General features: G+C 69.0%; 25 protein-coding genes and 1 tRNA gene. 17 read left to right on the forward strand and 9 right to left on the reverse strand.

The features are described 5' to 3' along the window. Positions 1–33: 33 nt before the first annotated feature. Both NB3_RS01060 and NB3_RS35460 read right to left on the reverse strand, forming a co-directional pair. On the reverse strand, positions 34–1,584 hold the full coding sequence (locus tag NB3_RS01060) for an alpha,alpha-trehalose-phosphate synthase (UDP-forming) (RefSeq protein ID WP_067795189.1): 1,551 nt from the start codon (positions 1,582–1,584) through the stop codon (positions 34–36). Positions 1,585–1,668: 84 nt separating this feature from the next. After that, positions 1,669–1,839 (reverse strand): hypothetical protein, encoded by a 171-nt coding sequence (locus NB3_RS35460; protein ID WP_168434172.1) that lies wholly within the window; start codon positions 1,837–1,839, stop codon positions 1,669–1,671. Positions 1,840–2,017: 178 nt separating this feature from the next. Here NB3_RS35460 and NB3_RS01065 point away from each other — a divergent pair, with 178 nt between their 5' ends. The 4 genes from NB3_RS01065 (at position 2,018) to NB3_RS33845 (ending at position 6,131) form a co-directional block, all read left to right on the forward strand. Beyond that, positions 2,018–2,836 (forward strand): alpha/beta fold hydrolase, encoded by an 819-nt coding sequence (locus NB3_RS01065; protein ID WP_067795070.1) that lies wholly within the window; start codon positions 2,018–2,020, stop codon positions 2,834–2,836. Between the two features lie 169 nt (positions 2,837–3,005). Further along, the gene (locus tag NB3_RS01070) at positions 3,006–3,245 is read left to right on the forward strand and encodes an MbtH family protein (protein ID WP_067795192.1); all 240 of its coding nucleotides are present in this window, start codon (positions 3,006–3,008) and stop codon (positions 3,243–3,245) included. A 257-nt stretch (positions 3,246–3,502) separates the two neighbouring features. Then, a tRNA-Thr gene (locus tag NB3_RS01075) sits at positions 3,503–3,577 on the forward strand. Positions 3,578–4,418: 841 nt separating this feature from the next. Next, the gene (locus tag NB3_RS33845) at positions 4,419–6,131 is read left to right on the forward strand and encodes a glycoside hydrolase domain-containing protein (protein ID WP_084485555.1); all 1,713 of its coding nucleotides are present in this window, start codon (positions 4,419–4,421) and stop codon (positions 6,129–6,131) included. Here NB3_RS33845 and NB3_RS01085 read toward each other — a convergent pair. Further along, positions 6,128–6,553, reverse strand: a complete 426-nt coding sequence (locus tag NB3_RS01085; RefSeq protein ID WP_067795073.1) for an HIT family protein — start codon at positions 6,551–6,553, stop codon at positions 6,128–6,130. The two genes, NB3_RS33845 and NB3_RS01085, sit on opposite strands and share 4 nt — an antisense overlap. A gap of 40 nt (positions 6,554–6,593) precedes the next feature. Then, positions 6,594–6,971 carry a PH domain-containing protein gene (locus NB3_RS01090; RefSeq protein WP_067795076.1) on the reverse strand — a complete coding sequence of 126 codons (378 nt, stop codon included), beginning with the start codon at positions 6,969–6,971 and terminating at the stop codon, positions 6,594–6,596. A 181-nt stretch (positions 6,972–7,152) separates the two neighbouring features. On the opposite strand from NB3_RS01090, the gene purD reads away from it, so the two are divergent. Then, positions 7,153–8,424, forward strand: a complete 1,272-nt coding sequence (gene purD / locus NB3_RS01095) for a phosphoribosylamine--glycine ligase (RefSeq protein WP_067795078.1) — start codon at positions 7,153–7,155, stop codon at positions 8,422–8,424. Between the two features lie 20 nt (positions 8,425–8,444). Here the strand turns inward: purD and NB3_RS01100 are convergent, their stop codons facing one another. Beyond that, positions 8,445–9,410, reverse strand: a complete 966-nt coding sequence (locus NB3_RS01100; RefSeq protein WP_067795198.1) for a M23 family metallopeptidase — start codon at positions 9,408–9,410, stop codon at positions 8,445–8,447. A gap of 53 nt (positions 9,411–9,463) precedes the next feature. Between NB3_RS01100 and NB3_RS01105 the strand changes: the two genes are divergently transcribed. The 5 genes from NB3_RS01105 to NB3_RS01125 all read left to right on the forward strand — a co-directional run bounded on the left by NB3_RS01105 (position 9,464) and on the right by NB3_RS01125 (position 14,060). Further along, positions 9,464–10,630, forward strand: coding sequence for a pyridoxal phosphate-dependent aminotransferase (locus NB3_RS01105; RefSeq protein ID WP_157111413.1), 1,167 nt, complete (start codon positions 9,464–9,466; stop codon positions 10,628–10,630). Positions 10,631–10,758: 128 nt separating this feature from the next. Beyond that, complete coding sequence (locus NB3_RS01110; protein WP_244891724.1) at positions 10,759–11,457, forward strand: TetR/AcrR family transcriptional regulator; 699 nt, start codon at positions 10,759–10,761, stop codon at positions 11,455–11,457. 6 nt (positions 11,458–11,463) lie between these two features. Beyond that, a complete protein-coding gene (purB, locus tag NB3_RS01115) occupies positions 11,464–12,885 on the forward strand; it encodes an adenylosuccinate lyase (RefSeq protein WP_067795084.1) in 1,422 nt (473 codons plus the stop codon). A gap of 64 nt (positions 12,886–12,949) precedes the next feature. Beyond that, a complete protein-coding gene (locus tag NB3_RS01120; protein WP_067795088.1) occupies positions 12,950–13,486 on the forward strand; it encodes a hypothetical protein in 537 nt (178 codons plus the stop codon). 151 nt (positions 13,487–13,637) lie between these two features. Continuing rightward, positions 13,638–14,060 carry an HIT family protein gene (locus NB3_RS01125; protein WP_067795091.1) on the forward strand — a complete coding sequence of 141 codons (423 nt, stop codon included), beginning with the start codon at positions 13,638–13,640 and terminating at the stop codon, positions 14,058–14,060. A gap of 200 nt (positions 14,061–14,260) precedes the next feature. On the opposite strand, the gene NB3_RS01130 is transcribed toward NB3_RS01125, so the two are convergent. Next, a complete protein-coding gene (locus tag NB3_RS01130; RefSeq protein WP_067795094.1) occupies positions 14,261–15,349 on the reverse strand; it encodes an alkene reductase in 1,089 nt (362 codons plus the stop codon). A 46-nt stretch (positions 15,350–15,395) separates the two neighbouring features. Between NB3_RS01130 and NB3_RS01135 the strand changes: the two genes are divergently transcribed. From NB3_RS01135 to NB3_RS01145, 3 genes are all read left to right on the forward strand, one after another. Further along, a complete protein-coding gene (locus NB3_RS01135; RefSeq protein ID WP_067795097.1) occupies positions 15,396–15,767 on the forward strand; it encodes a MerR family transcriptional regulator in 372 nt (123 codons plus the stop codon). A gap of 10 nt (positions 15,768–15,777) precedes the next feature. Further along, positions 15,778–17,946, forward strand: a complete 2,169-nt coding sequence (locus NB3_RS01140; protein WP_067795200.1) for a S9 family peptidase — start codon at positions 15,778–15,780, stop codon at positions 17,944–17,946. Positions 17,947–18,079: 133 nt separating this feature from the next. Further along, a complete protein-coding gene (locus NB3_RS01145; protein WP_067795203.1) occupies positions 18,080–18,781 on the forward strand; it encodes a DUF2334 domain-containing protein in 702 nt (233 codons plus the stop codon). Between the two features lie 120 nt (positions 18,782–18,901). Here NB3_RS01145 and gad read toward each other — a convergent pair whose 3' ends face one another. Beyond that, positions 18,902–20,293 (reverse strand): glutamate decarboxylase, encoded by a 1,392-nt coding sequence (gene gad / locus NB3_RS01150; protein WP_067795100.1) that lies wholly within the window; start codon positions 20,291–20,293, stop codon positions 18,902–18,904. Positions 20,294–20,485: 192 nt separating this feature from the next. On the opposite strand from gad, the gene NB3_RS01155 reads away from it, so the two are divergent. Beyond that, positions 20,486–21,841 (forward strand): dipeptidase, encoded by a 1,356-nt coding sequence (locus NB3_RS01155; protein ID WP_067795103.1) that lies wholly within the window; start codon positions 20,486–20,488, stop codon positions 21,839–21,841. A 2-nt stretch (positions 21,842–21,843) separates the two neighbouring features. Here the strand turns inward: NB3_RS01155 and NB3_RS01160 are convergent, their stop codons facing one another. After that, a complete protein-coding gene (locus NB3_RS01160; protein WP_067795106.1) occupies positions 21,844–22,488 on the reverse strand; it encodes an MBL fold metallo-hydrolase in 645 nt (214 codons plus the stop codon). 130 nt (positions 22,489–22,618) lie between these two features. Between NB3_RS01160 and purS the strand changes: the two genes are divergently transcribed. Both purS and purQ read left to right on the forward strand, forming a co-directional pair. Then, positions 22,619–22,855 carry a phosphoribosylformylglycinamidine synthase subunit PurS gene (gene purS / locus NB3_RS01165; RefSeq protein WP_040773797.1) on the forward strand — a complete coding sequence of 79 codons (237 nt, stop codon included), beginning with the start codon at positions 22,619–22,621 and terminating at the stop codon, positions 22,853–22,855. After that, positions 22,852–23,529, forward strand: a complete 678-nt coding sequence (purQ, locus tag NB3_RS01170; protein ID WP_067795109.1) for a phosphoribosylformylglycinamidine synthase subunit PurQ — start codon at positions 22,852–22,854, stop codon at positions 23,527–23,529. Before purS ends, purQ begins: the two co-directional genes overlap by 4 nt. Before the next feature lie 17 nt (positions 23,530–23,546). On the opposite strand, the gene NB3_RS01175 is transcribed toward purQ, so the two are convergent. Beyond that, complete coding sequence (locus NB3_RS01175; RefSeq protein WP_067795111.1) at positions 23,547–24,623, reverse strand: substrate-binding domain-containing protein; 1,077 nt, start codon at positions 24,621–24,623, stop codon at positions 23,547–23,549. A 49-nt stretch (positions 24,624–24,672) separates the two neighbouring features. Between NB3_RS01175 and NB3_RS01180 the strand changes: the two genes are divergently transcribed. Next, positions 24,673–25,104, forward strand: coding sequence for a MarR family winged helix-turn-helix transcriptional regulator (locus tag NB3_RS01180; protein WP_067795114.1), 432 nt, complete (start codon positions 24,673–24,675; stop codon positions 25,102–25,104). Positions 25,105–25,170: the final 66 nt, after the last annotated feature.

Below are 25,170 nucleotides of genomic sequence, written 5' to 3' on the forward strand. Positions count from 1 at the left end.
GCCGAAGCTGGGAGCTTCCTGTGAACGCGGGATTCAGCGCGGCTCGCGGTCCTCCGGGTAGACGTCGTCGTCGGTGAGCAGCGCGCTGCCCGCGACCTGATCCTGCGCCAGCGCGTCGAGGAAGGCCCGCGCCCAGCGATCCACGTCGTGGGCCAGCACCTGCCTGCGCAGCGAGCGCATCCGCCTGCGTTTGACGTCGCGTTCGTCCTCCAGCGCCGCGACGATGGCGTCCTTCACGTCGTCGAGGTCGTGCGGGTTGCACAGGTACGCCTGCCGCAGCTCGGCCGCCGCGCCGGTGAACTCGCTCAGCACCAGGGCGCCGTTGAGCCCGCTGTGGCACGCCACGTACTCCTTGGCGACCAGGTTCATGCCGTCGCGCAGGGGCGTCACCAGCATCACGTCGGCGGCGACGAAGAACGCGACCAGCTCGTCGCGCGGGATCGGGCGGTGCAGGTAGTGCACCACCGGGTAGCCGACCCTGGCGAACTCGCCGTTGATCCGGCCGACCTGGCGTTCGATGTCGCCGCGCATCTGGATGTAGCTCTCGACCCGCTCGCGACTGGGCGTGGCCAGCTGGATCATGACCGTGTCCGCGGGGTCGATCCGGCCCTCGACCAGCAGCTCTTCGAGGGCGTTGAGACGGATGTCGATGCCCTTCGTGTAGTCGAGCCGGTCGACGCCGAGCAGGATGTTCTTCGGGTTGCCCAGCTCGGCGCGGATCTTCGCGGCGCGCTCGCGCACCGACCTGCGCCTGGAGTGCTCGTCCAGTTCGGCGGAGGCGATGGAGATCGGGAACGCGCCGACCCGCACCGTACGGAAGCCGACCTGGACGACGCCGAGCTTGGAGCGCACGCCGACCGAACCGCGCGAAGTCGGCTGACCGGCCAGCCTGCGCGCCAGGTAGAGGAAGTTCTGCGCACCGCCGGGCAGGTGGAAGCCGATGAGATCGGCGCCGAGCAGGCCCTCCACGATCTCCGTTCGCCACGGCATCTGCATGAACAGCTCGACCGGCGGGAACGGGATGTGCAGGAAGAACCCGATGGTGAGATCCGGGCGCAGCATGCGCAGCATCTTCGGCACCAGCTGCAGCTGGTAGTCCTGCACCCACACCGTCGCGCCCTCGGCGGCGACCTTGGCGGTGGCCTCGGCGAAGCGCCGGTTCACGGTGACGTAGGCGCTCCACCACCTGCGGTCGTAGACCGGCCGCACGATGACGTCGTGATAGAGCGGCCACAGGGTGCCGTTGGAGAAGCCTTCGTAGTAGTCGGCCACTTCGTCCGCGGACAACGGGACTGGATGCAGTTCGAGGCCGTCCTCGATGATCGGGTCCACATCGACGTTCGGGACGCCCGCCCAGCCGACCCACGCCCCCTTGTTGTTGCGCAGGACCGATTCCAGCGCGGTCACCAGACCACCCGGACTGCGTTTCCACCGGGTGCTGCCGTCGGGCAGGCGTTCGAGGTCGACGGGGAGCCGGTTGGCGACGACGACGAAACCGGAGCCCGCGCCGGAGCCGGTGGTTTCCGCCGCGGCGTCAGCAGTCGAGGCGTCTCTGGCGTGCTCGGAATCGTCGGACGGATTCATCTGGTCCACTCACGCATCCTTTGCGCGTCGCTGTATCCCGCTGGAGTTGTGTAGTCGACGTCGCCGTTGGCGTCGAGAACGAGGTTATTCGCCCCGAGCGTTCGGTCCAATACCCAGCATGGACAACAACATCCGGCATTCGTCCGCGTCCTCGGCGTAGGCCGCGACCACCCGCTGCGCCTGACGCGCGGTTTCGTCGGCGAGCGGTTCCAGATCGTCGTCCGCAATGTCGTTGGCGCTGCCCTTCACGGCCATCGTCAAGTCCTCCCGGCTCAGTGCGCACTTACCCTGCGAAAAATCAATGGTATGCGACGCTGGGAGGTGCGCTTGCCGCGGCGTTGGCGCAAGCGCGCCACGACCCCCGGTCCGCGCACCTTCCGCGCTGGTCCCTATACCGTGGGGGACGCAGCACCAACTCCACGAAAGGGTCGACATGCCGCTGGCCACGGTGAACGGGATTTCCCTCAACTATCAGGTGAAGGGTGACCGCGCCAAGGGATCGGCGCCGCTGGTGGTCATGATCATGGGCACCGGCAGTCCCGGCCGGGTGTGGGAGCTGCACCAGGTGCCCGCGCTGGTCGCGGCGGGCTACCGGGTGTGCACCTTCGACAACCGCGGGATCGCGCCGTCGTTCGAGGCCGCGTCCGGCATGACCATCGACGACCTGGTCGCCGACACCGCCGCGCTGATCGAGTTCCTGGACGAGGGCCCGGCGCTGGTGGTGGGCACCTCGATGGGGGCGCGCGTGGCGCAGGAGCTGGCGCTGGCCCGCCCCGACCTGGTCCGCAAGGCCGTGTTCATGGCCGGGCACGGGCGGCTGGACCAGTTCCAGAAGACACTCTCGCTCGGTGAACACGAACTCGACGCGAGCGGGGTGAAACTGCCGCCGAAATACGAGGCGGCGATCACCGCGGTCATGAATCTCTCGCCCGCGACCATGGCGGAGCCGAACGCCGCGCGCGACTGGCTCGACCTGTTCGAGTTCACCGGAGGGCCGGTCTCGCCCGGCATCCGCGCCCAGCGCAGGATGGATCACGATTTCGACCGGGTGCAGGCCTACCGGGCGATCCGGGTGCCGTGCCTTTCGGTCGGATTCGCCGACGACCGGATGATTCCGCCGTATCTGTCCAGGGAGATCGCCGAGGTCATTCCGGGTGCGCGGTACCAGGAGGTACCGGACGCGGGGCATTTCGGATATTTGGAACGGCCGGAAGCGGTGAACAAGATTCTCCTGGACTTCTTCGCGGCCTGATCGCGAGTCGGCCGAGGTCCCAGCATAGGTAACCGCCCAGGCGTAACGTCTTGCTTGCTAGTGTCGAAACAACGCTCGGGGTCTCTCGGCGCCAGGGGTTGGCAGCAACCCGGCACCGTGCGAACCAGGAGCGATCCCGTACATAGCGCCAGTATCCAGTGAGGTGAAATTGAGCACCAACCCCTTCGATGATGAAGACGGCCGCTTCTTCGTCCTGGTCAACGACGAGGAACAGCATTCCCTGTGGCCCGCCTTCGCAGAGGTTCCAGCCGGCTGGCGAGTCGTGTTCGGCGAGGACAGCCGCGCCGCCTGTGTCGAGTACGTGGAGAAGAACTGGACCGACATGCGTCCGAAGAGCCTGCGCGACGCCATGGCCGCGGACGACGCGGCTCGGCAGGGCTCGGTCTGATCCGAGCGTCTGATCCGCCGCGCCGTCGGCGCGGCGTGTTCGCGGTCCCCTGATGGCTCGCGTCCGCGTGGCCGCCGCGCGCGACTTCGTCGCGGCCGCGGCGGTCACTCGACGGTGAGCCCGGCCGCGAGCGGCGCATGCTCGATCTCGCTTCGCTCGAAAGCGGTTGTCGGGCCGGTGCGGCCGCGTTCGGTGCCGAACGCGGATTCCGTTGTGATGCGGACCGCGTGCCGGGCTATGATGACAACCGCTTTCCCGCCTCCTTAGCTCAGTGGTAGAGCACTCGCCTTGTAAGCGAGCGGTCGTCAGTTCAATCCTGACAGGGGGCTCCATCCAGCCGCTGCGCGGCTGTAGCTCAGTGGTAGAGGCCGTGCCCGGTGTTGTAAGCGAGCGGTCGTCAGGTCGATCCTGTCAGGGGGCTCCATCCAACCGTCGGGCGGCTGTAGCTCAGTGGTAGCGGCCGTGCCGGTGTACAGGGGGCTCCATCCAGGCGCCGGGCGGCTGTAGCACAGTGGGAGGGGCCGCGCCGGTGTGCGTGGGTCTCTGGGCGAGTGGGGTGCCGCTCCTGTCGGTGAGTGGCCCCGGTGTGGTTCGCCGTGGTCGTGTCGCTCGCGTTCGAGTGTGCGGTGCGGTCAGGTCGGAGTCTTCGGGCGGTCTGGGGATCGCGTCAGGAGCGTGGCGGGCGCAGGCCGACGCGGAGTGAGCGCATCGCCCGCGCTGCCCGTTGCGCAATCCGTGGGCTCGGGTGCTGCCGCGGGCGACTGTCCCGGGAGTACGGCGAACCATGTGTCGTCGAACGCGCCGATTCGAATTCCGCGGATGTGTCGGAGAATTCGTCCTCGTGATCCCGTCGCGGCCGCGCGGCGAAAGCGGCCGACCAGTTCGATGGTCGATAGCGAACGGGCAGCACATCTGATTACCGACTGACGAGCATGTTTTCGGCAACGAGTCTGTTTGTAGTCTGGTGTGCGCAAACATTTCTCGCGATGGGCCTGCTCAGATCACGCGCAAACACCGGATGGGCCACAAATGGAGCGTGCCGGCATACTTCGCGCACATTCGGGTGACTCTAGCTGTGCCGGGTTCTCCATCTGTCGAAAGTTACCGAGATGTACGAATACAACGCCTTGCCGCCGACCGCCGCGCGGGCTCGTACCATCCAGGGGGCGCGCGATGACTGAGCTGATCGACTTCTCCGCCGCGCTCATCGAGCCGCAAGCGATCAAAGACGCCGGATACGCGGGCGTCATCGGCTACTTCAGCGATTCCCGTCCCGGCACGAATTTCGGTGCGAAGCCGCTGCGGCGGGAATACTGCGACCGATTGCGTGCCATCGGGCTCGAGATAGTGACCAATTACCAGTACGGCAAGGGTGAGACGTCGGACTGGAAAGGCGGTTACGACGCGGGGGTGCGCCATGCGCGGATCGCACTCGATTATCACCGCGCGGCCGGTGGGCCGGACTCGCGCCCGCTGTATGCCCCCGTCGACGCAAATCCGACGCTGGCGGAGTGGAATTCGCTGATCGCGCCGTTCCTGCGGGGCTGGGCGTCGGTGGTCGGTCTGGAATGGACCGGCATGTACGGCAATGCCCGATGCATCGATTGGGCGCTGGAGGACGGCGTCGCCACGTGGTTCTGGCAACACAACTGGTCCGGTGATCCCTCGATCAACGGCGACCATCCCGCCGCGCACCTCCATCAGATCCGCATCGACGCCGACCGGGTCGGCGGCGTCGTCGTGGATATCGACAAAGTTCTCGCCGACGACTACGGCCAATGGTCCAAGGCGCTGCCGAATTCAGGGGGAACGATGCAAAAGCCCGAGTACACCGAATTGGACCGGATGGGCGACTCCGCGTCCAGCCGCCACGGCGCCCGCGTGGAGAACTTCCTGCTGCACACCCAGGAAGGCAATGGAACGGCGGAGAGCCTGGCGAACTACCTCAACAATCCGGCGAACGGGGTGAGCTACCACTACACCGTCCGCGACCGCGTGGTGGTCGACGTGGTCGACACCGACCTGGCCAGTTGGTCGGTGCTGGACGCGAACTCGTTCACCATCAACCTCTGCTTCGCGGGCAGCCGCGTCGCATGGAGCCGGGACGACTGGCTGCGCATCCGCGACGACATTCGCATCGCGGCCTGGCTCGCGGTGCAGGACGCGCGCAAATACGGGTTCGACACCTATGTCATCGCACCGCCCTACCAGCGGCGTCAGGGCATCTCCGACCACAAGTACGTCACCGAGTGCCTCGGCATCGGCACCCACACCGACGTGGGACCGAATTTCCCCTGGGACGTGTTCGCCGACGATGTTCGCGGCTTCGCCACCGGCGAGCCGAGCGGGTCGGAGCCGAACGCGATCAACGATTGCGCGGCGGCGAATCCGTGGCTCGGTCAGCGGATCACGGCGGGGGAGATCGCGACGCCCGACGGCGCAGGCCGCTTCGCCCAGTTCGAGCACGGCTACATCTACTGGCATCCGGACACCGGCGCACACGCCATCCCGGAGACGCTGTGGGGAAAGTTCGAGGCGATGGGCTGGGAGGCGGGCCCGCTCGGCTATCCGGTCACCGACCGCACCGTGCTGCACGGCCCGGACGGCCGGACGACCGGTGAGGTGCAGGGCTTCCAAGGCGGAGCGCTCTACCGGCGGCAATCGAGCGACAACGTGTGCTGGGTGCACGGCGCGATCCGCGACCGCTGGAATCGCTCGGGTTACGAGAACGGACCGCTCGGCTGGCCGACGACCGACGAAATCCGCTGGGACACTGGTACCTACCAGGACTTCGAGCACGGCCGGATCTACTGGACCCCGAGCCAGACCCTGGCCACGGTCGCGGTCGGCGGAGTCGACACACCCCTGCACGACGTGGCGAGCTAGACGGGCACGTTCTCGCCGTAGCCGAGATCGCGCAGCGCCTGCTTGATCTTGGCCTGCGCCTCGTCCAGCGACTCGGGACTCGGATTCGGGTCGGCGCCGGAGATGTCGAAATCACCCATCGAGAAGGCCGGGAACACGTGCACGTGCAGGTGCGGCACTTCCAGACCGGCGATGAGCAGACCGGCGCGCGGCGCGTCCCAGGCCGCGCGCACGGCCTGGCCGATCTTCTGGGCGACGGCGGTCAGCCGGGCGAAGGCGCCCGCGTCGATGTCCTGCCACTGGTCGATCTCCTCGCGGGGCACCACCAGGGTGTGACCGGGAGTGACCGGGGCGATGGTGAGGAAACCGACGAACTCGTCGTCCTCCCAGACGAAACGGCCCGGGAGCTGACCGGCGATGATCGCGCTGAAGACAGAAGCCATGTCCCGCAGCGTAGCCCCGAGTCGCCGCGGGCGCCCCGCGCTATACCGCGACGAAGTGCGACAGGATGCCCTGCACCTCGTAGATGTCCACCTGCCGGTTGAACCGCTTCAGCAGCGGCTCGTCGCTGCCCGAGATCCAGATCGCCAGCTCCGCGTCCAGATCGAAGGTGCCCGCCGTCTCCACCGAGAAGTGGGTGATCGCGCGATAGGGAACGCTGTGGTAGCTCACCTTGCGGCCGGTGACGCCCTGCTTGTCGATGAGGATCAGGCGGCGGTTGGTGAACAGCATCGCGTCGCGGACCAGCAGGTACGCGGCATAGACCTGTTCGCCGTTGCCCAGGAGCTTGGCGTACTCCTGTTGCGCCTGCCCCGGATCGATCCGGCCGGCGTTGCCCATCAGTCCGTCGATCAGACCCATTTCAGCACTTCCTTCGGTGCTCAGGAGGCACGAGTGGTCAGGCCCCCGCTCATGCCGGAAAAAGGACACAGTGGTCGGTGGGGGACTGCTGCCGTCCCACATCCGTTGTCCCCTTTCATCATCCCCTCCGCGCGCACCGGCAGCGGCGATCCCGCCGAACGGCTCGTTTAGGCTGTCTGCCGTGCGTGTACTCGTCATCGGTTCCGGAGCCCGTGAACATGCCCTCGTCCTGGCCCTGCGCCGGGACCCCGCGGTGACCGCGCTCTTCGCCGCCCCCGGCAATGCCGGCATCGCGCAGCACGCGCAGGTTCGTCCGGTCGACCCGTGCGCCGCCGAGGACGTGGTCGCGCTGGCCACCGAGGTGGATGCCGACCTGGTGGTGATCGGCCCCGAGGTCCCGCTGGTGCTCGGCGTCGCCGACGCGCTGCGCGTGGCGGGCATCCCGTGCTTCGGCCCGTCGGCCGCCGCCGCCAGGATCGAGGGCTCCAAGGCCTTCGCCAAGGACGTCATGTCCGCGGCGGGCGTGCGCACCGCGCACAGCGAAGTGGTGGACAACCCGGCCGAGCTGGACGACGCGCTCGACCGATTCGGCCCCACCTGGGTGGTGAAGGACGACGGACTCGCCGCGGGCAAGGGCGTGGTGGTGACCGCCGACCGATCCGCCGCACGCGAGCACGGGGCCGAACTGCTGGAGCAGGGCCACCCGGTGCTGCTGGAGTCGTTTTTGGACGGACCGGAAGTCTCGCTGTTCTGCCTGGTCGACGGCGAGACGGTGGTTCCGCTGCTGCCCGCGCAGGATCACAAGCGCGTCGGTGACGGTGACACCGGACCCAATACCGGCGGCATGGGCGCCTACACGCCGCTGCCGTGGCTGCCCGAGCAGACCGTCACCGCGATCGTCGAAGACGTGGTGAAACCCGTTGCCGCCGAGCTGGTCCGGCGTGGCAGTGGCTTCTCCGGCCTGCTCTACGCGGGGCTGGCGATCGGCGCGGCCGGGCCCGCCGTGGTCGAATTCAATTGCCGCTTCGGCGATCCCGAGACGCAGGCGGTGCTGGCGTTGCTGGAAAGCCCGCTCGGCGAGCTGCTGTACGCCACCGCCACCGGCACGCTGGCGCAGGTGGCGCCGCCGCGCTGGCGCGACGGCTCCGCCATCACCGTGGTGCTCGCCGCGGAGAACTACCCGGGGCGTCCGCGTCTCGGCGACGCGATCACCGGCGCGGGCGAGGGCGCGTCCGACGAGAACGCGACGGTGCTGCACGCGGGCACCACCCAGCGCGAGGACGGCGCCTTGGTCTCCGCGGGCGGACGGGTGCTGAACGTGGTCGGCGTCGGCGCCGATCTCGCCGAAGCCCACGCCCGCGCCTACGACCGCATCGCCGCGATCAAACTGCCCGGCAGCCACTACCGCACCGATATCGGCTTGGCCGCCGTGGAGAACCGCATCGAGGTCTGAGCCGCCCGGTGCGTCGCGGCTCAGCCGAAGGTGAGCCCGCGCACCGCCAGCCATTGCTGCGGGTCGACGTGCTGTCCGCCGACGATCACCTCGAAGTGCAGATGCGGCCCGGTCGAGTCGCCGCGGTTGCCCATGCGGGCGATCTGCATCCCTGCGGGCACTCGCTCGCCGACCGAGACGAAGAAGTCGTACATGTGCCCGTAGACGGTGATGCTGCCGTCGTCGTGGCGGATCCGCACCCACAGGCCGAAGCCCTGCGCCGGTCCCGCGTCGATGACGGTGCCGTCGGCGACCGCGTAGATCGGAGTGCCGATCGGGCCCGCGATGTCGATGCCGTTGTGGAACGTTCCCCAGCGAGACCCGAAGCCGGAGGTGAAGACGCCGTGGGCGGGCAGCGCGAAGCCGCGTCCGCCCGGCGGCATCGCCCCAGGCTGCACCGGCGCGGTGCCGGTCATCCACGGTTGCCGCTCACCGGCGACGGCGGCGGCCGCCTCGGCCTTGGCGCGTTCGAGCGTCGCGCGCGCGGCGGCCGCGACCACCGCCTGCTCGCGCAGCCGCTCACCGTTGGCGATCGCGTTCAGCAACCTGCTCACCGAGGGCGGGGTGTTCTGCATCTGCGGCGGGTAGGCGACGGCGACGCGCTGGGCGCGGTCCGGCGCGGGCGTGCGATCGGTGACCGTCCCGGCGAAGGACATGTCGCCCGCGGCGAACACCGCGGTCGCCGCGAGCCCGCCGAGCAGCACCTTGTGTTTGCGCGCCAGTGCGAGCAACTCCTCGCCGGTGGGTTTGCGCCGCCACAGGTCGCGGGGATCCGGCCTGCGCTGCCACCAGGCCCGCAGATGGCGCGGATCGAGCCGGCCGCCGCCCCCGAAAAGCCGTCGTCGGGGCCGCTGCGGCGAGCGCGCGCGCCAATCGCGCGGAATGACGCCGATACCGGCCACTCCGCGCACTCGGTCGAGTCCGTCTCGTCGAGACTTATCGAGCATCGGGTAGACCATAACCGCGACTGCGCGGCGAAGCGTGCTCTACCGTCTGTCGAGTGTCCAGAGAATCTCGCCGGTCGACCATTCCACCTTTCTACGTGATGGATGTGTGGAAAGCCGCCGCGGAACGCGCCCGGACGCACGGCGATGTGCTGGTGCTCGCGGCGGGGCAGCCGTCGACGCCGGCGCCAACGCCGGTCCTGCGCGCCACCCAACTGGCCATCCAGTCCGAATTGCTCGGTTACACCGAGACTTTCGGCATCCTGGCGATTCGGGAAGCGATCGCCGAACACCATCGGGAAACCTACGGTTACCAGGTCCACCCGGACGACGTAGTCGTGACCACCGGCTCGTCCGGCGCGTTCTCGCTGATCTTCCTCGCGGCGTTCGACCCGGGCGACACCGTCGTGGTGGCGCGTCCCGGCTATCCGGCCTATCGCAACACTCTCGCCGCGCTCGGCTGCCGCGTGCTGGAGCTGGACTGCGGCGCGCAGACCAGGTTCCAGCCCACCGTCGCCATGCTGGAGGCGCTTCCCGAGCCGCCCGCCGGTCTGGTGGTGGCCAGCCCGGCCAACCCCACCGGCACCATGATCGCCCCCGCGGAGCTCGCCGCGCTGGCCCGCTGGTGCGAGGAGCACGGCACGCTGCTGATCTCCGACGAGATCTACCACGGCATCACCTACGACACGGGCGCCGACAGCGCCACCTCCTCGGCCTGGGAGACCTCGCGGGAAGCGGTGGTGATCGGCTCGGTCTCCAAATACTTCTCCATGACGGGCTGGCGGCTGGGCTGGATGCTGGTGCCGAGCGGCCTGCGCCCGGCGTTGCAGCGTCTGGCCTCGAACCTGACCGTGTGCCCGCCGGCGATCTCGCAGTACGCGGCCCTGCACGCGTTCGGCGCGGAGGCCAAGGAGGAACTCGACGGGCACGTGCGGCGGTACGCGGAGAACCGGCGGTTGCTGCTGGACGGCCTGCCGAAACTGGGCATCACCGACCTCGCCCCTGCCGACGGCGCCTTCTACGCCTACGCCGATATCGGCCACCTCACCGACGACTCCCGCGCCTGGTGCGCCGACGTGCTGAACCACACCGGCGTCGCGCTCGCTCCGGGGGTGGATTTCGACACCGTCAACGGACACCGGACGGTTCGTTTCTCGTTTGCCGGAGCCACCGCGGACATCGAGGCGGCGCTGCTGCGTCTAGGGCACTATCTAGGCGTTTGAAAGCCCTGTCCGGCAAGAACTTTTCGCAGTTCGGCACCCTGGCCGCGCGGATGCGGTAAAACAACGATGGTTGCTTTTCCTCGCTGATTTCCCCTGGAAGAACTGATGACGACTGGCACGATGGCACGGTGATCACCGCGACGACCCCGAAAGGCGAACGGCGTCGCCAGGCTTTGATAGCCGCCGCTGCCGAGCTGTTGCTCGAAGGCGGTTTCGAGGCGGTGCGGCACCGCTCGGTTGCGACGCGCGCTGATCTGCCTCTGGCGTCGACCACCTACTATTTCGAATCCTTGGACGACCTCATCGCTCGGGCCGTCGAGTTCAGCGGCAATGCCGAGCTGGACGCGATGCGCAGGCGGGTCGGCGAGGTGAGCCACCGCCGCCGCGGCGCGGAGGCCACCGTCGACCTGGTGCTCGACCTGCTGGTCGGCAGCGACGGGGCCGACGAAGGAGTGCGCGGCCAGCTCATCGCGCGCTACGAGCGTTCGGTCGCCTCGGCGCGGCACCCTGAGCTGCGCGAAGTCCAGTTACGGCTGCGCGCGCAGCTGGACGAGCTGCTGGCCGACGTGCTGCGCCGATCCGACCGGATGGTGCGGCCGGAACAGCTGCGCAGGTTGGTCGCGGTGGTGGACGGAGCCGTGGTGGCCGCGCTCACCGAGATGGACCCGGAACCGCGGCGGATGGCCCGCGGCGCGCTGCTGGAAGTGATCGACATCGTCGCGCCCCCTGCGCGGTCGGCGGCCCCGGAGGCAGCGGCCTATGCGGCCGCGGACGGTCCCGTCCGTGCCACGCCCCAGCAAGTGGATCGTTACCGAGCACTAGACTGACCGGACGTGAGCATCGTCCCCAATGTCCTCGCCACCCGTTACGCCAGCCCGGAGCTGGTGCACCTGTGGTCGCCGGAGCACAAGGTGGTACTGGAGCGGCGGCTGTGGCTGGAGGTGCTGCGGGCGCAGGCGGAACTCGGCGTCGAGGTGCCGGAGGGGGTCATCGCCGACTACGAGCGCGTGCTCGACGAGGTGGACCTGTCCGCCATCGCTGAACGCGAGCGGGTGACCCGGCACGATGTGAAGGCGCGCATCGAGGAGTTCAACGCGCTGGCCGGGCACGAGCACGTGCACAAGGGCATGACCAGCCGCGACCTCACCGAGAACGTGGAGCAGCTACAGATCCGGCTCTCGCTCGAGCACGTGCACGTGCACGGCGTCGCGATCGCGGCGCGACTGGCCGAGCGCGCCGCCGAGTACCAGGCGCTGGTGATGGCAGGCCGCTCGCACAATGTCGCGGCGCAGGCCACCACGCTCGGCAAGCGGTTCGCCTCCGCGGCCGACGAACTGCTGATCGCGCTCGCCCGGCTGCGGGAACTGATCGACCGCTATCCGCTGCGCGGGATCAAGGGCCCGATGGGCACCGCGCAGGACATGCTCGACCTGCTCGGCGGCGACCCGGCCAAGCTCGCCCGGCTGGAGCAGCAGGTGGCCCGGCATCTCGGTTTCGCGACCGTGCTCACCAGCGTGGGCCAGGTCTACCCGCGCTCGCTGGATCACGATGTGCTGTCCACGCTGGTGCAGGTGGGCGCTGGTCCGTCCTCGTTCGCGCACACCATCCGGCTGATGGCCGGGCACGAGCTGGTCACCGAGGGCTTCCAGCCCGGTCAGGTGGGCAGCTCGGCGATGCCGCACAAGATGAACACCCGCTCCTGCGAACGCGTCAACGGCTTGCAGGTGGTGCTGCGCGGTTACGCCTCGATGGCGGCCGAGCTGGCGGGTGCGCAGTGGAACGAGGGCGACGTGTTCTGCTCGGTGGTCCGCCGCGTCGCGCTGCCGGACGCGTTCTTCGCCATCGACGGGATGATGGAGACCTTCCTCACCGTGCTGGCCGAGTTCGGCGCCTACCCGGCGGTGATCGCCCGGGAACTGGACCGGTACCTGCCGTTCCTCGCCACCACCCGCATCCTGATGGCGGCCGTCCGTACCGGTGTGGGCCGCGAAACCGCGCACGAGGTGATCAAGGAACACTCCGTCGCGGTCGCCCTCGCCATGCGTGAGCAGGGACGCGAACCCGACTTGCTGGACCGCCTCGCCGCCGACCCTCGGCTTCCCCTCGACCGCCCCGCCCTCGACACGGCGCTGTCGGACAAGTCCGCCTTCGTCGGCGCGGCCGAGTCCCAGGTCGCCGACGTCATCGGCCAGGTGCAGAAACTCGTCGACCGCTACCCGGACGCGGCCAGGTATTCACCGTCGCCGATCCTGTAGCGGGACTGCGCCTTTCGCGGCGAAATCGTTCGTCGGCTCGACTAGTGGCCGGTATCGTCCCCCGGTGCCCATTCACGCCTTCGTGGACGAGTCGATTCGCCGCGACCGCTACATACTGTGCGCTGCCCTCGTGCCCGCCCAGCTGCTCGAGCACGCACGAGCGGTGGTCCGCGGTCTGTGTATGCCCGGCCAGCGCCGGTGGCATTTCGCGAAGGAGCCGGACCAACGACGTCGGCAAATTCTCGCCACGATGGCCCGATGTGAAGGCGTGCGCGTCGCGGTCTTCGTCGGGAAAGGCGCTGAGGTGCGCGTTCGCGACGAATGTATGGCTCGATTGGTCACCTATCTGGTGGATCTGAAGGCTGAGCGGTTGGTTATCGAATCTCGCGAGAGCCTGGACCATCGCGATCGCAATTGCATCGCCGCAGCGCTTCGTAAGGCTTCGGCGGAACTGCCGTACCTGCATCTGCCGCCGCATACTGAGCCGGGACTATGGTGGCCTGACGCCGTGGCCTGGGCGTTCGGCGCCGGTGGGGTTTGGCGGCCACTGGTGGCTTCCTTGGTTGTAGACGTCATCGATGTCGACAACCACTCCAGATAGCGCGAAACCCGACTGCTCACCGTCCGGAGAGGAGCCGGGCCCACTTCCCCCAGCTACTGCCAGGAGCTGATTCGATGGTACCGCACCCGTGATGTCCGGGCTATCCATTACCCGGCATCGCCGCGACCGGTGACCGCATAGGCTGCCGGTCGTGAATCCCTACACGATTTTCGCCGATATCGTTGCCGGGCGGGCGCCGTCGAGCAAGGTCTACGAGGATGACGACGTTCTGGCGTTCATGGATATCCGGCCGATGACGCCGGGGCATCTGCTGGTGGTGCCGAAGGTGGCGGCGCGCAGTCTGGCGGAGCTCGATCCGGAGGTCGGGGGGAAGTTGTTCCAGGTGGGGCAGCGGCTTGCGGCGGCGTTGCGGACCAGTGAGGTGGGCTGCGACGGGGTGAATTTCTTTCTGGCGGACGGGGTTACCGCCGGGCAAGAGGTCTTCCACGTGCACCTGCACGTCATCCCGCGTACGCCGGGCGACGGGTTCGGTTTGCGCGGCCGCCCGACCAGTCCGCGGCGAGAGGATCTGGACTACCTCGCCGCCTCGATCCGGGGCGCGCTGGGCGGCTGAGCGCTGTTCGGTCGCGCCAGCCGTCGGCGCCCATCGCGGACCAGGGCTCCCGCGAACGCTCGGCTGCGGTGCCACAGCCGAGCGTCGCCGGAAGCCGGCCAGCCGTGTGGACCGCTCCCATCCGTGCGGCGAAGGAGCCGCTTGGTTCGCTCGGTAGTTACGAGCGGGCCTCTCGGGTACTCGCGGGACGTAGCGACGAGTCAGTCGCCCACCAGTTGGGCCGCCGTCCAGTTCGGGTAGTCGCTGTACCCCTCGGCAGTGCGGCCGTACAGGAACTCCTCGCGAATGGGAGCCAGGGGCAGGTCGTATCGGATCCGGTGCACCAGATCGGGATTGGCGATGAACGACCTGCCGAACGAGACCAAGTCGGCGTGTCCGGCGCGCAGCGCAGCTTCGGCGCCCGCCGCCGTGGTCGGCTCGCGGTTCTCGCCGATGTTCGCGATGAGTGTGCCGTGCCAGCGCGGCCGCAGGTCGGCGAGTGCGGGGTAGCGATCGTTGTCGGTGAGGTGCAGGTAGGCGAGGTCGCGCGCGTCGAGTTCGGCGACGAGTGCGCGGTAGAGCGGGGCCGGGTCGGCTTCGTACATGTTGAACTGGGGATTGCCGGGCGAGAGCCGGATGGCGGTGCGGTGCGCGCCGATCGCCTCGGTCACCGCGTCCACCACCGCGAGGGGCAGCCGCATGCGGTTGACGATCGAACCGCCGTACTCGTCGTCGCGCAGGTTGGTGTTGTCGGCCAGGAATTGATGCGGCAGATAGCTGTTGGCGGCGTGGATCTCGACTCCGTCGAAGCCCGCCGCCACGGCATTGCGCGCGGCGGCCGCGTAGTGCCCGATCGCGGCCTCGATGCCGGCGCGATCGAGTGCGGCGGGCGTGATCGGATCGGCCTTGCCACCGTCGATCAGGTGCACGCGGTCGTCGTCGAGCACCGCCGACGGTCCGGCGGGCCAGGACCCGTCGATCCGGGCGAGCGGGTGACCCTTGCGTCCGCCGTGCATGAGTTGCGCGAAGATGCGTCCGCCGCGCGCGTGCACCGCCTCGGTGACCCGGCGCCACGCCGCGACGTGCGCCTGCGTCTGCAATCCCGGCACCCACGCTTCGCTCTGGCCGGTCGAATGCGGCCAGATGCCCTCGGTGATGATCAGTCCCGCGGTCGCGCGCTGTGCGTAGTAGTCGGCGACATCGCTGGTCGGAGAGCCGTCGGGCAGCGAGCGCAGCCGGGTCATCGGGGACATGACGATCCGGTTGGGCAGGTCGAGCTTGTGGTTGCGGTATTCGGTCAACAGCAGCATGGCTGTACCGTAAAACCTGACATTGATGTTAGGTCAAGGGGCGAAGATGCGGATCGGTGAACTGGCCGAGCGGACCGGCGTGAGCGTCCGGTCGCTGCGGTATTACGAGACCAAGGGCCTGCTGAGCTCGCAGCGGTCCTCCGGCGGGCAGCGCGAGTACGCGGAGGCGGCGGTCGACCGGGTCCGGCGCATCCAGGAGATGTTCGCCGCGGGCCTGCACAGCGACACGATCGGTGAACTGCTGCCCTGCATCCACGACGTCGACGGCACGCCCAACGCCATGGCCACGCCGTTCCTGGTGGAGAAGCTCACCGAGGAACGGGCCAGGATCGATCAGGCGATGCGCGATCTGCGCCGGACCGGTGAGGTGCTCGACGGCATCATCCGCGCGGCGGGCGGCGAGGCGGCCGAACAGTAGGGTGGACGCCATGGCTCTCGACAGCGGAACGATCTCCGAACCCGGTAGCGGCGCGGTGGCGCCGCCGGTCGCCAAGCAGGTGCCCACCGAGCGGGTGCACCACGGCGACGTGTTCGTCGACGAGTACGAGTGGCTGCGGGACAAGGACAACCCCGACGTCATCGCCTACCTCGAGGCGGAGAACGCCTACACCGAGGCGCAGACCGCGCATCTGAGCACGTTGCGCGAGACCATCTTCGACGAGATCAAGGCGCGCACGCAGGAGACCGACCTGTCGGTGCCGACACGGCTGGGCGACTACTGGTACTACTCGCGCAGCTTCGAGGGCAAGCAGTACGGCGTGCACTGCCGGTGCCCGATCGCCGCCGAGGCCGAAGGCATCGACGCGTGGACGCCGCCGCAGCTGGACGCCGAGACCGAGGTTCCCGGCGAAGAGGTGCTGCTCGACAGCAACGAGCTGGCCGAGGGACACGACTTCTTCGCGCTCGGCGCGTTCTCGATCAGCCATGACGGCACGCTGCTGGCCTACTCGGTGGACAACGTCGGCGACGAGCGCTACGTGCTGCGCTTCAAGGATCTGCGCACCGGCGAACTGCTCGGCGACGAGATCGCGGGCACCGCTCCCGGCGCGACCTGGTCGCTGGACGGTAGCCATGTCTTCTATCAGACCGTGGACGAGTCGTGGCGGCCCGACACGGTGTGGCGGCACCGGCTCGGCAGCACCGATCCCGACGTCAAGGTGTTCCACGAGCCCGACGAGCGCTATTGGGTGAGCATCGGCGCGACCCGCTCGGAGAAGTACCTGATGATCTGGGTCGGCTCCAAGATCACCAGCGAGGGCTGGGTGCTCGAGTCCGACGATCCGGAGGGCGAGTTCCGCGTGCTGCTGCCGCGCCGCGAGGGCGTCGAGTACTCCGCCGAGCACGCGGTGATCGGCGGGCAGGACCGGTTCCTGATCCTGCACAACGACGTGGTCGACGGGGTCAAGGCGGAGAACTTCGTGCTCGCCGAGGCGCCGGTGGACGACCCGTCGAACCTCACGCAGCTGATCGCCCATCGCGAGGACGTGCGGCTGGAGGACATCGACGCGTTCCGAGATCACTTGGTGCTCAGCTACCGGCGCGAGGCGCTCACCCGGATCGCGGTGTGGCCGCTGACCGACTCCGGTTACGGTGAGCGGCGCGAACTGGAGTTCGATCTGGAACTCTTCGCGGTCGGCACCGGCTCCAACCCGGAGTGGGCCCAGCCGACTCTGCGCATCGGACTGACCTCCTTCATCACCCCGATGCAGGTGTTCGACTACGTTCCCGCCACCGGTGAACTGCTGCTGCGCAAGGAACAGCCGGTGCTCGGCGGTTACGACGCCGACGAGTACGAGCAGCACCGGGATTGGGCCGTGGCCGAGGACGGCACCCGCATCCCGATCTCGCTCGTACGGAAGAAGACGACCGCCGACGGGCCGAAGCCGCTGCTGCTGTACGGCTACGGCTCCTACGAGGCGAGTATCGACCCGTCGTTCTCGGTTGCCCGATTGTCGCTGCTGGATCGCGGCATGGTCTTCGCCGTCGCGCACGTGCGCGGCGGCGGCGAGATGGGCAGGCTCTGGTACGAGCACGGCAAGACGCTCACCAAGAAGAACACCTTCACCGACTTCGTCACCGCCGCACGGCATCTGATCGACACCGGGGTCACCGCCCCGGACCGGATGGTCGCCGACGGCGGCAGCGCGGGCGGCCTGCTGGTCGGTGCGGTGGCGAACCTGGCACCCGAGCTGTTCACGGGCATTCTGGCGAACGTCCCATTCGTCGATCCGCTCACCTCGATCCTCGACCCGTCGCTCCCGCTCACCGTGATCGAGTGGGACGAATGGGGCAACCCGCTGGCCGACAAGGACGTCTACGCGTACATGAAGTCCTACTCGCCGTACGAGAACGTCGAGGCGAAGGACTATCCGGCGATCCTGGCCATCACCAGCCTGAACGACACCCGCGTGCTCTACGTCGAGCCGGCGAAGTGGATCGCCAAGCTGCGCGCCACCGCGACCGGCGACGCGCCGCTGCTGCTGAAGACGGAGATGAGCGCGGGCCACGGCGGGGTCAGCGGCCGCTACGAGAAGTGGCGGGAAGTGGCCTTCGAGCACGCCTGGGTGCTGGACACGGTCGGTCTCGCCGACGCGTGACGCGTCGGCGCGCCGCTGGTGGCGGCGGCGCGCCGAGCGCGGGGCGGCCGCTCGACGCAGGTGTGGCGGAGTGTTCGCCACCTCGTCATACACTCTGCACATCACGGACACGTCCGGCTGGCACCGTGGGGTCATGAACGCTGAGCTGATCGTGTCGATTTCCGGGATCAGGGACACCACCCGGGACATGGCGATCGAATTCGCCGAAGAGATGGATCGGCGCGGCGTGCCGCTCTCGCTGCTGGTCGCGCCGCGGTTGAAGGGCAAATACCGGCTGCTCGAGGACCCGGCCACGCAGGCTTGGCTGCGCGGCAGGCGCGCCCGCGGCGACGCCATCGTGTTGCACGGCTACGACCAAGCGGCCACCAAGCGACGGCGCGCCGAGTTCGCCACGCTGCCGGGACACGAGGCACGGCTGCGGCTGACCGCCGCCGACCGGGTGCTGGAACAGGCCGACCTGCGCACCCGGCTGTTCGCGGCCCCGCGCTGGGATGCCTCGGCGGGGGCGCTGGACGCGCTGCCGACGGCCGGTTTCCGGCTGGCGCTCGGCCTCACCTCGATCATCGACCTGGAGCGCAACACGGCGCAGAAGGCCAGGGTGTACGGCATCGGCGAAGGTTTCCGCGCGGAACCCTGGTGGTGCCGCGCCCTGGTGATGGGCGCGGCGCGCACCGCCCGCCGCGGCGGCGTGCTGCGGCTGGCCGTGTCGGCCGCCCAGCTGGGGCGGCCAGGCCCGCGTCAAGCCATGCTCGACGCCGTCGACCTCGCGCTGTTCCACGGCGCGACCGGCGCCACCTACCGGTGGGAGCCCTTCCAGGCGGCTCGGGCCGCATGACTGACGCCGCGGGCGGGGGCGGGTCGGCTCCGTCGCCCGCGGCCGGTCGGGACCGCTCGCGCGCGCCCGATCGGCGCCGCCGCCCGCGAATGGCGTAGCCGGGCGGCGGCGCTGTCACGATCAGGACGCGGCGATCGTCGTGTCCGCCACGGCGGGCTCCGCGTCGTGGGTGAAACCCCCCGCCTCCGCACGGGTGAGCGAGGTGGCGAACGGCCGTTGTCGCAGCTGGGTCATGCAGCGGTCGAGATCGGCGAGCAGCAGGTCGGCCATATCGATGGTGAAGCCGTGGCGCAGCACCGCCCGCATCACCGTCTCGTCGTCCCGGTCGGCGGGCAGCGGGTAGGCGGCGATCAGCCAGCCTCGGGAGCGCAGCCGGTCGGACAGGTCGTAGAGGTTGAAGCCGGGATCGCCGGTCAGCCGCCAGCACACGGCCGTGATGCCGCGCTGCGGATCGCCGTCGTGGATCAGCTCGAAGACCCCGAGCCCGCGCAGGCCCGCGGCCAAGTGCTGCGCCGCGCGGTAGATCGCGGACTGCACCCGGGCGTAACCGGTGCGTCCCAGCCGGATGAACTGGTAGTACTGCGTGATCGCCTGCCCGCCGGGGCGGGAGAAATTGAGGTTGAAGGTGGCCATGCTGCCACCGAGGTAGTCGACGTCGAAGATCAGCTCCCGCGGCAGGTCGGCCGCTTCGCGCCAGATCGCCCAGCCCGCGCCGAGCGGGGCCAGCCCGGTCTTGTGGCCGGAGGCGTTGATCGACTTCACCCTGGGCAGCCGGAAATCCCAGACCAGATCCGGTGCGGCGAACGGAGCGAGGAAGCCGCCGCTGGCCGCGTCGACGTGGATGGGGATGTCCAGGCCTTTGTCCCGCTGCAACGCGTCGAGCGCGGCGCTGATCCCGGTGACGTCCTCGAACAAACCGGTGTAGGTCTGGCCGAAGGTCGGCACGACCATCATGGTGTTCGCGTCGCAATATTCCGCGAGGTCGTCGGGGTGCATGGTGAGCCGGTCGCCGCGCAGCGGAATCTGGCGGATTTCGACATCGAAATAGCGTGCGAACTTCTCCCAACACACCTGGACGGGCCCACAGACGAAATTGGGCGTCCCGGTGCCGCCGCGCTTGCGCCAGCGGAATTTCGCCGCCAAGCCGCCGAGCATGGCCGCCTCGCTGGACCCGATGGTCGAGGTGCCGTGCGTGGCGGCCGGGTCCGGCGCGTGCCACAGATCGGCGACCATCCGGACGGCCCTGCGCTCCAATTCGGCGGTCTGCGGGTACTCGTCCTTGTCGACGATGTTCTTGTCCAGGCACTCGGACATCAGCCTGCGCGCCTGGTCGTCCACCCAAGTGGTGCAGAACGTGGCCAGGTTCATCCTGGAGACGCCGTCGAGCATCAGTTCGTCGTGCACGATTTCGTAGGCGACCTGCGGGAACATCTCGTGCGGTGGAAATCCGGCCCGCGGCGCGGACCGGCTGAGCCCCGGCAGGGCGAACAGGTCATCGGCTGCTTCGGACATGTCAACGGCCTCCCGGTTCGACGGTGTGCGGGCGTGCCTGCCGAGAATGCCGGTAGTTTGCCGACGCCCTCGACGCTCAGCTTGGCACACCCTTCACGCCATCGGCCGCACTTCGCGCTTCCGGCGCGGACCGCGTGAACACCCCGCCCGCGGTGCGGACTTCGCCCCGACGGCGGGGGATAGGGTTGTGGCATGGCAGAGGATGTGCGGGTGGCGGAATTGCGCGGTGCCGTGGCCGGGTTGATGGAGCAGGCGAAAACCGATTTGGCACAGCTGGTTTCGTTTCGGTCGGTGGCCGATCCACGGCAGTATCCGATGGAGGAGTGCGACATGGCGGCGCAGTGGGTGGCCGACGCGTTCGCCGCCGCCGGACTCACCACGGTCGGCCTGCACGAAACGCCGGACGGCACCAAGGCGGTCGTCGCGTCCCGGCCCGCCCCCGCCGGCGCGCCGACGGTGTTGCTCTACTGTCACTACGACGTTCAGCCTCCGATGGACGAGGCAGCGTGGCGCACCTCGCCGTGGGAGCTGACCGAGCGCGACGGGCGCTGGTACGGACGCGGCAGCGCCGACTGCAAGGGCAACATCGTCATGCACCTGACGGCGCTGCGCGCGCTGGGGCCGGACCTGCCGCTGGGCGTCACCGTCGTCGCGGAAGGCTCCGAGGAGCAGAGCACCGGCGGACTGGAGCGCTTCGTGGAGGCCAATCCGGAACTGCTGCGCGCGGACGCGATCGTGGTCGGCGACTGCGGCAACTTCGCCGCGGGCGTGCCGACCTTGACCCAGACGTTGCGCGGTGGCGTGAACGTGGTGGTCACTGTCGAAACCCTCGCCAGCCCTTTGCATTCCGGCATGTTCGGCGGTCCGGCCCCCGACGCGCTGGCCGCGCTGATCCGCTTGCTGGCCTCGCTGCGCGACGAGCGGGGCAACACCACCGTCGACGGGCTGCCGAACGATCAGGTCTGGCCGGGTGTGCAGTATCCGAGCGAGCAGTTCCACGCCGACGCGCGCGTGCTGCGCGGCGTGGAACTCGTCGGCGACGGCACCGTCGCCGACATGCTGTGGGCCCGGCCCGCGCTGACGGTGCTCGGCATCGACGCCCCTCCGGTGGTGGGATCGGCCGCCGCGATCCCCGCGACCGCGCGCGCCCGCCTCAACCTGCGCATCCCGCCGGGCACCGACCCGGATGACGCGTACCGGGCGCTCGTCGCGCACTTGGAGGCGCACACCCCGTGGCGCGCCGAGCTGACCGTCGAACTGGAAGGCGCCGGAGCGCCTTTCCGGTCCTCGACGGGCGGCCCGGCGCGCGCCGCCATGGAAGCGGCGCTCGCCGCCTCCTACGGCCGCCCTGCGACCACCCAGGGGCAGGGCGGATCGATCCCGCTGTGCAACGTCTTCGCCACCACCTACCCGGACGCGGAGATCATGCTGATGGGCGTCGAGGAGCCGAAATCCTTGATCCACGCGCCCAACGAGAGCGTGGACCCGAAGGAGATCGAACACATGGCGCTGGCCGAGGCGATCTTCCTCGCCACCTACGCCGGGTAGCGCTACAGATCGGTGTCGTGCTCCGGCTGGAGCACGCGGAATTCGGTTCCGGCCGGGGCCATCTCCGACAGCCTGCCGAAGTAGATGCCCTGCGCCTCCTCCCGGATGATGCCGTAGTGGATGGGCAGCGCGACACGCGGAGCGACCGCGCGCAGGTAATCGACGGCTTCGCTGACCCGCATCCATGGCGCGGCGGCCGGAGCGGCGAGCACCCCGACGGGCACCGGCGGCACCCACAGCGAGTCGCCGGGGTGCACGAGCTGCGCCGGGTCCTCGGCGGTGCCCAACTGGAAGACGGTGTTGTCGATCACGGGGATCTCCGGATGGATGACGGCGTGCCTGCCACCCCCGCCGGTGATGCGGAGATCGCCGAGAGTGAGCACGTTGCCCGCGTGCACCGCTTCCCACCGCTCGCCGCGCTGCTCGGCGGTCTGCGGGTCCGACAGCAGGCGCGCGCCGGGGTTCGCGTCGATCAGCGCCTCGATCCGGTTCGGGTCGATGTGGTCGGGATGCTGATGGGTGACCGCGATCGCGTCCAGGCCGGTGAGGCCCTCGAAGCCGTGGGAGAAGGTGCCCGGATCGAACAGGATCTTCTTGCCGTGCAGCTCGACGAGGAGGCAGGAATGACCGAAGTGGGCTATGCGCATGCCGTCATGCTAGCCACGCCCGGTGTGTTCTCCACGACAGCGCGCGGTCGCGGACGACCCCGCGGATGACGCAGGCGACCAGCACAACTACGCTGCTGAGGTAACCCCCCAACCACATGAGGAGCAACGCGTGGCACGAGTCGTGGTCGAGGTGATGCCGAAGGCCGAGATCCTGGATCCGCAGGGGCAGGCCATCGTCGGCGCACTCCCGCGCCTGGGATTCGATGGCGTCTCGGACGTGCGGCAGGGCAAGCGATTCGAACTCGACGTCGACGACAGCGTCGACGACGCGGCGCTCGAGCAGATCGCCGAATCGCTGTTGTGCAACACGGTGATCGAGGAGTGGAAGGTGGTCCGCGTCTCATGACCGCGCGCATCGGGGTCATCACGTTCCCCGGCACGCTCGACGACATCGACGCGGCCAGGGCGGTGCGCTTGGCGGGCGCCGAGGCGGTGAGTCTGTGGCATGCCGACGCCGACCTGAAGGGCGTCGACGCGGTGATCGTGCCCGGCGGCTTCTCCTACGGCGACTACCTGCGCGCGGGCGCCATCGCGCGCTTCGCCCCGGTGATGGGCGAGGTCGTGCGCGCGGCGGGTTCCGGACTGCCGGTGCTCGGCATCTGCAACGGCTTCCAGGTGCTGTGCGAGGCCGGGCTGCTGCCCGGTGCGCTGACCCGCAACGAGGGGCTGCACTTCATCTGCCGCGACGAGTGGCTCACCGTGGAGTCGGTGTCGACCGCGTGGACCTCCCGCTTCGAGCCCGGCGCTCAGATCCTCGTCCCGCTCAAGTCCGGCGAGGGGCGCTATCAGGCGTCGGAGGCCGTGCTGGACCAGCTCGAGGGCGAGGGCCGGGTGGTCTTCCGCTACGCGAGCGACAACCCGAACGGCTCGCAGCGTCGCATCGCGGGCATCGCGTCGGCCAACGGTCGCGTCGTCGGTCTGATGCCGCACCCTGAACACGCCACCGAGCCGCTGACCGGCCCCAGCGACGACGGGCTCGGCCTGTTCCTGTCGGTGCTGGACACGCTCGTAGGGGTCTGATCGTCCCCGGCGTCGACTCAGCTGATGCGGTCGACGATCTCGAAGTCCACGCCGCTCGCTCGGGCCACGTAGCCGTGCTGGATCGCCTGGTTGCCGCGGAAACCCCGGATTCCGGAAGGGGTTTCCAGGTACAGGCCGTGGTCGAGCGCGTCGAGGATATCCGGCACTTCCAGTGACCCAACCGTCCGCGCGAGCGCGCCGATGGCGTGGACGGCTTCGTAGGTGGCGTTGCTGAAACTGGTCAGCGCGGGGGCGAACGCGCCGTGCCGCGCGCGATAGCGGGTCATCCGGTCGCGCGCGTCGGGCACGCGCTCGTCGAGGAAGAAGCTGGACGCAACGAAGAAGCCGTGGTTGGCCTCCGCTCCCGCCGCGAGCAGCACGTTTTCGTCGGCGGCCGGACTCAGCCGCAGCTGCGTCGCGTCGCGGCCGCATGCCGCGTACTGCCGGTTGAAGCGGGCGACATCGGCGCCGACCATCAGGATGACCACCGCGTCGGCCAGGTCCAGGGCCGGATGAGCGAGAAAGTCCGAGAAGTCCGCGTACCCCAGCGGGACGTATCGTTCCAGCACGATCGCGGCCGGATCGGACAGGCTTTCCCGAATCGCCTGCGCTGAGCGACGCGGCCAGATGTAGTCGTTGCCGATGACGGCCAATCGCCGCACGCCGTACTCGCGTTCGAGCCAGTGCACGGCGGCCACGGTCTGCCCGGCCGGGTGCTCGCCGAGCATCAGCACGCCGGGTAGTTCGTCGGTCAGGCCCTCGTGGCTGGTGGCGTACAGGTACGGCACCCGGCCCGCACCTGCCCGCGCCACCGCTCGCCGCACTGCGGAGGTGTGCCAGCCGGTGATCGCGTGGACCATGCCGGTGGCCAGCAGGGCGGAGACCTCGGCGGCCACCTCGTGCGGCGGCCGCCCTCCGTCGATATTCGTAGTACGAATTTCCCGCCCCAGAATTCCCGCTCCCCGGTTGATTTCATCCACCGCGAGCGATATCGCCGCATCGCAGGACGGAGCGACGATACCGCCGGGTCCCTGCCGTGGAACTATGTTCAAGACCTCGATCGTGCCGTCGGGGCTCTCGATCGACGTCGACATTCGGTACTCTTCTTCTCGTTCGAGCGGAATTCACGGCAGGCGGGAAATAATGACGTCCATTGTAAGCGGAAATTCGACGCTGCATGGCGCGCTGCGTGCCGCGGAGCGCGGTTGGGTACGGCACTTGGACGCGGCACTGTGCGCCAGGCAGCTCTCGCCGGATCAGTGGTCGATGCTGTCGAACCTGTGTTGCGACGCGGGCATCACGATGACCGAGCTGGCGGCCAAATCGCAGCTCGCGCCCTCCTCGGCCACCAGGCACGCCGACTATCTTGCCGAGCGCGGCCTGATCTTCCGGCTCGCCGCCCAGGACGATCGGCGCCGCATCCTGATCGGTCTCAGCAGGCTCGGCGCCGACCTGGTCGCCGAGGTACGCGCGGAGGAAGCGCGCGCCGAGCAGGAGTTGCGCGGGCGAATCGGCGCGCGCCGATATACCGAACTCATGCGATTGCTCGACCTGGTTTCCATCGCCTCGGAGTAAATACTCTCGCGTACCGGACATTCGTCCGATGAATGCCGCGAACGTCCGATTCGTGATCGGATGCCA

It is taken from the genome of Nocardia beijingensis NBRC 16342 (genome assembly GCF_001612785.1).
GTDB classification, from domain to species: Bacteria; Actinomycetota; Actinomycetes; order Mycobacteriales; family Mycobacteriaceae; genus Nocardia; species Nocardia beijingensis.

Excerpts from the sequence above, each read along its gene's own strand:
- NB3_RS35460 (WP_168434172.1), bottom strand. The coding sequence starts at position 1,839 with ATGGCCGTGAAGGGCAGCGCCAACGACATTGCGGACGACGATCTGGAA.
- gad (WP_067795100.1), bottom strand. The coding sequence starts at position 20,293 with ATGTCCGAAGCAGCCGATGACCTGTTCGCCCTGCCGGGGCTCAGCCGG.
- NB3_RS01145 (WP_067795203.1), top strand. The coding sequence starts at position 18,080 with ATGAACGCTGAGCTGATCGTGTCGATTTCCGGGATCAGGGACACCACC.
- NB3_RS01090 (WP_067795076.1), bottom strand. The coding sequence starts at position 6,971 with ATGGGTCTGATCGACGGACTGATGGGCAACGCCGGCCGGATCGATCCG.
- NB3_RS01155 (WP_067795103.1), top strand. The coding sequence starts at position 20,486 with ATGGCAGAGGATGTGCGGGTGGCGGAATTGCGCGGTGCCGTGGCCGGG.
- NB3_RS01160 (WP_067795106.1), bottom strand. The coding sequence starts at position 22,488 with ATGCGCATAGCCCACTTCGGTCATTCCTGCCTCCTCGTCGAGCTGCAC.
- NB3_RS01140 (WP_067795200.1), top strand. The coding sequence starts at position 15,778 with ATGGCTCTCGACAGCGGAACGATCTCCGAACCCGGTAGCGGCGCGGTG.
- NB3_RS01135 (WP_067795097.1), top strand. The coding sequence starts at position 15,396 with ATGCGGATCGGTGAACTGGCCGAGCGGACCGGCGTGAGCGTCCGGTCG.
- NB3_RS01085 (WP_067795073.1), bottom strand. The coding sequence starts at position 6,553 with ATGGCTTCTGTCTTCAGCGCGATCATCGCCGGTCAGCTCCCGGGCCGT.
- NB3_RS01175 (WP_067795111.1), bottom strand. The coding sequence starts at position 24,623 with ATGTCGACGTCGATCGAGAGCCCCGACGGCACGATCGAGGTCTTGAAC.
- NB3_RS01130 (WP_067795094.1), bottom strand. The coding sequence starts at position 15,349 with ATGCTGCTGTTGACCGAATACCGCAACCACAAGCTCGACCTGCCCAAC.
- NB3_RS01065 (WP_067795070.1), top strand. The coding sequence starts at position 2,018 with ATGCCGCTGGCCACGGTGAACGGGATTTCCCTCAACTATCAGGTGAAG.
- purQ (WP_067795109.1), top strand. The coding sequence starts at position 22,852 with ATGACCGCGCGCATCGGGGTCATCACGTTCCCCGGCACGCTCGACGAC.
- NB3_RS33845 (WP_084485555.1), top strand. The coding sequence starts at position 4,419 with ATGACTGAGCTGATCGACTTCTCCGCCGCGCTCATCGAGCCGCAAGCG.
- NB3_RS01060 (WP_067795189.1), bottom strand. The coding sequence starts at position 1,584 with ATGAATCCGTCCGACGATTCCGAGCACGCCAGAGACGCCTCGACTGCT.
- NB3_RS01100 (WP_067795198.1), bottom strand. The coding sequence starts at position 9,410 with ATGCTCGATAAGTCTCGACGAGACGGACTCGACCGAGTGCGCGGAGTG.
- NB3_RS01180 (WP_067795114.1), top strand. The coding sequence starts at position 24,673 with ATGACGTCCATTGTAAGCGGAAATTCGACGCTGCATGGCGCGCTGCGT.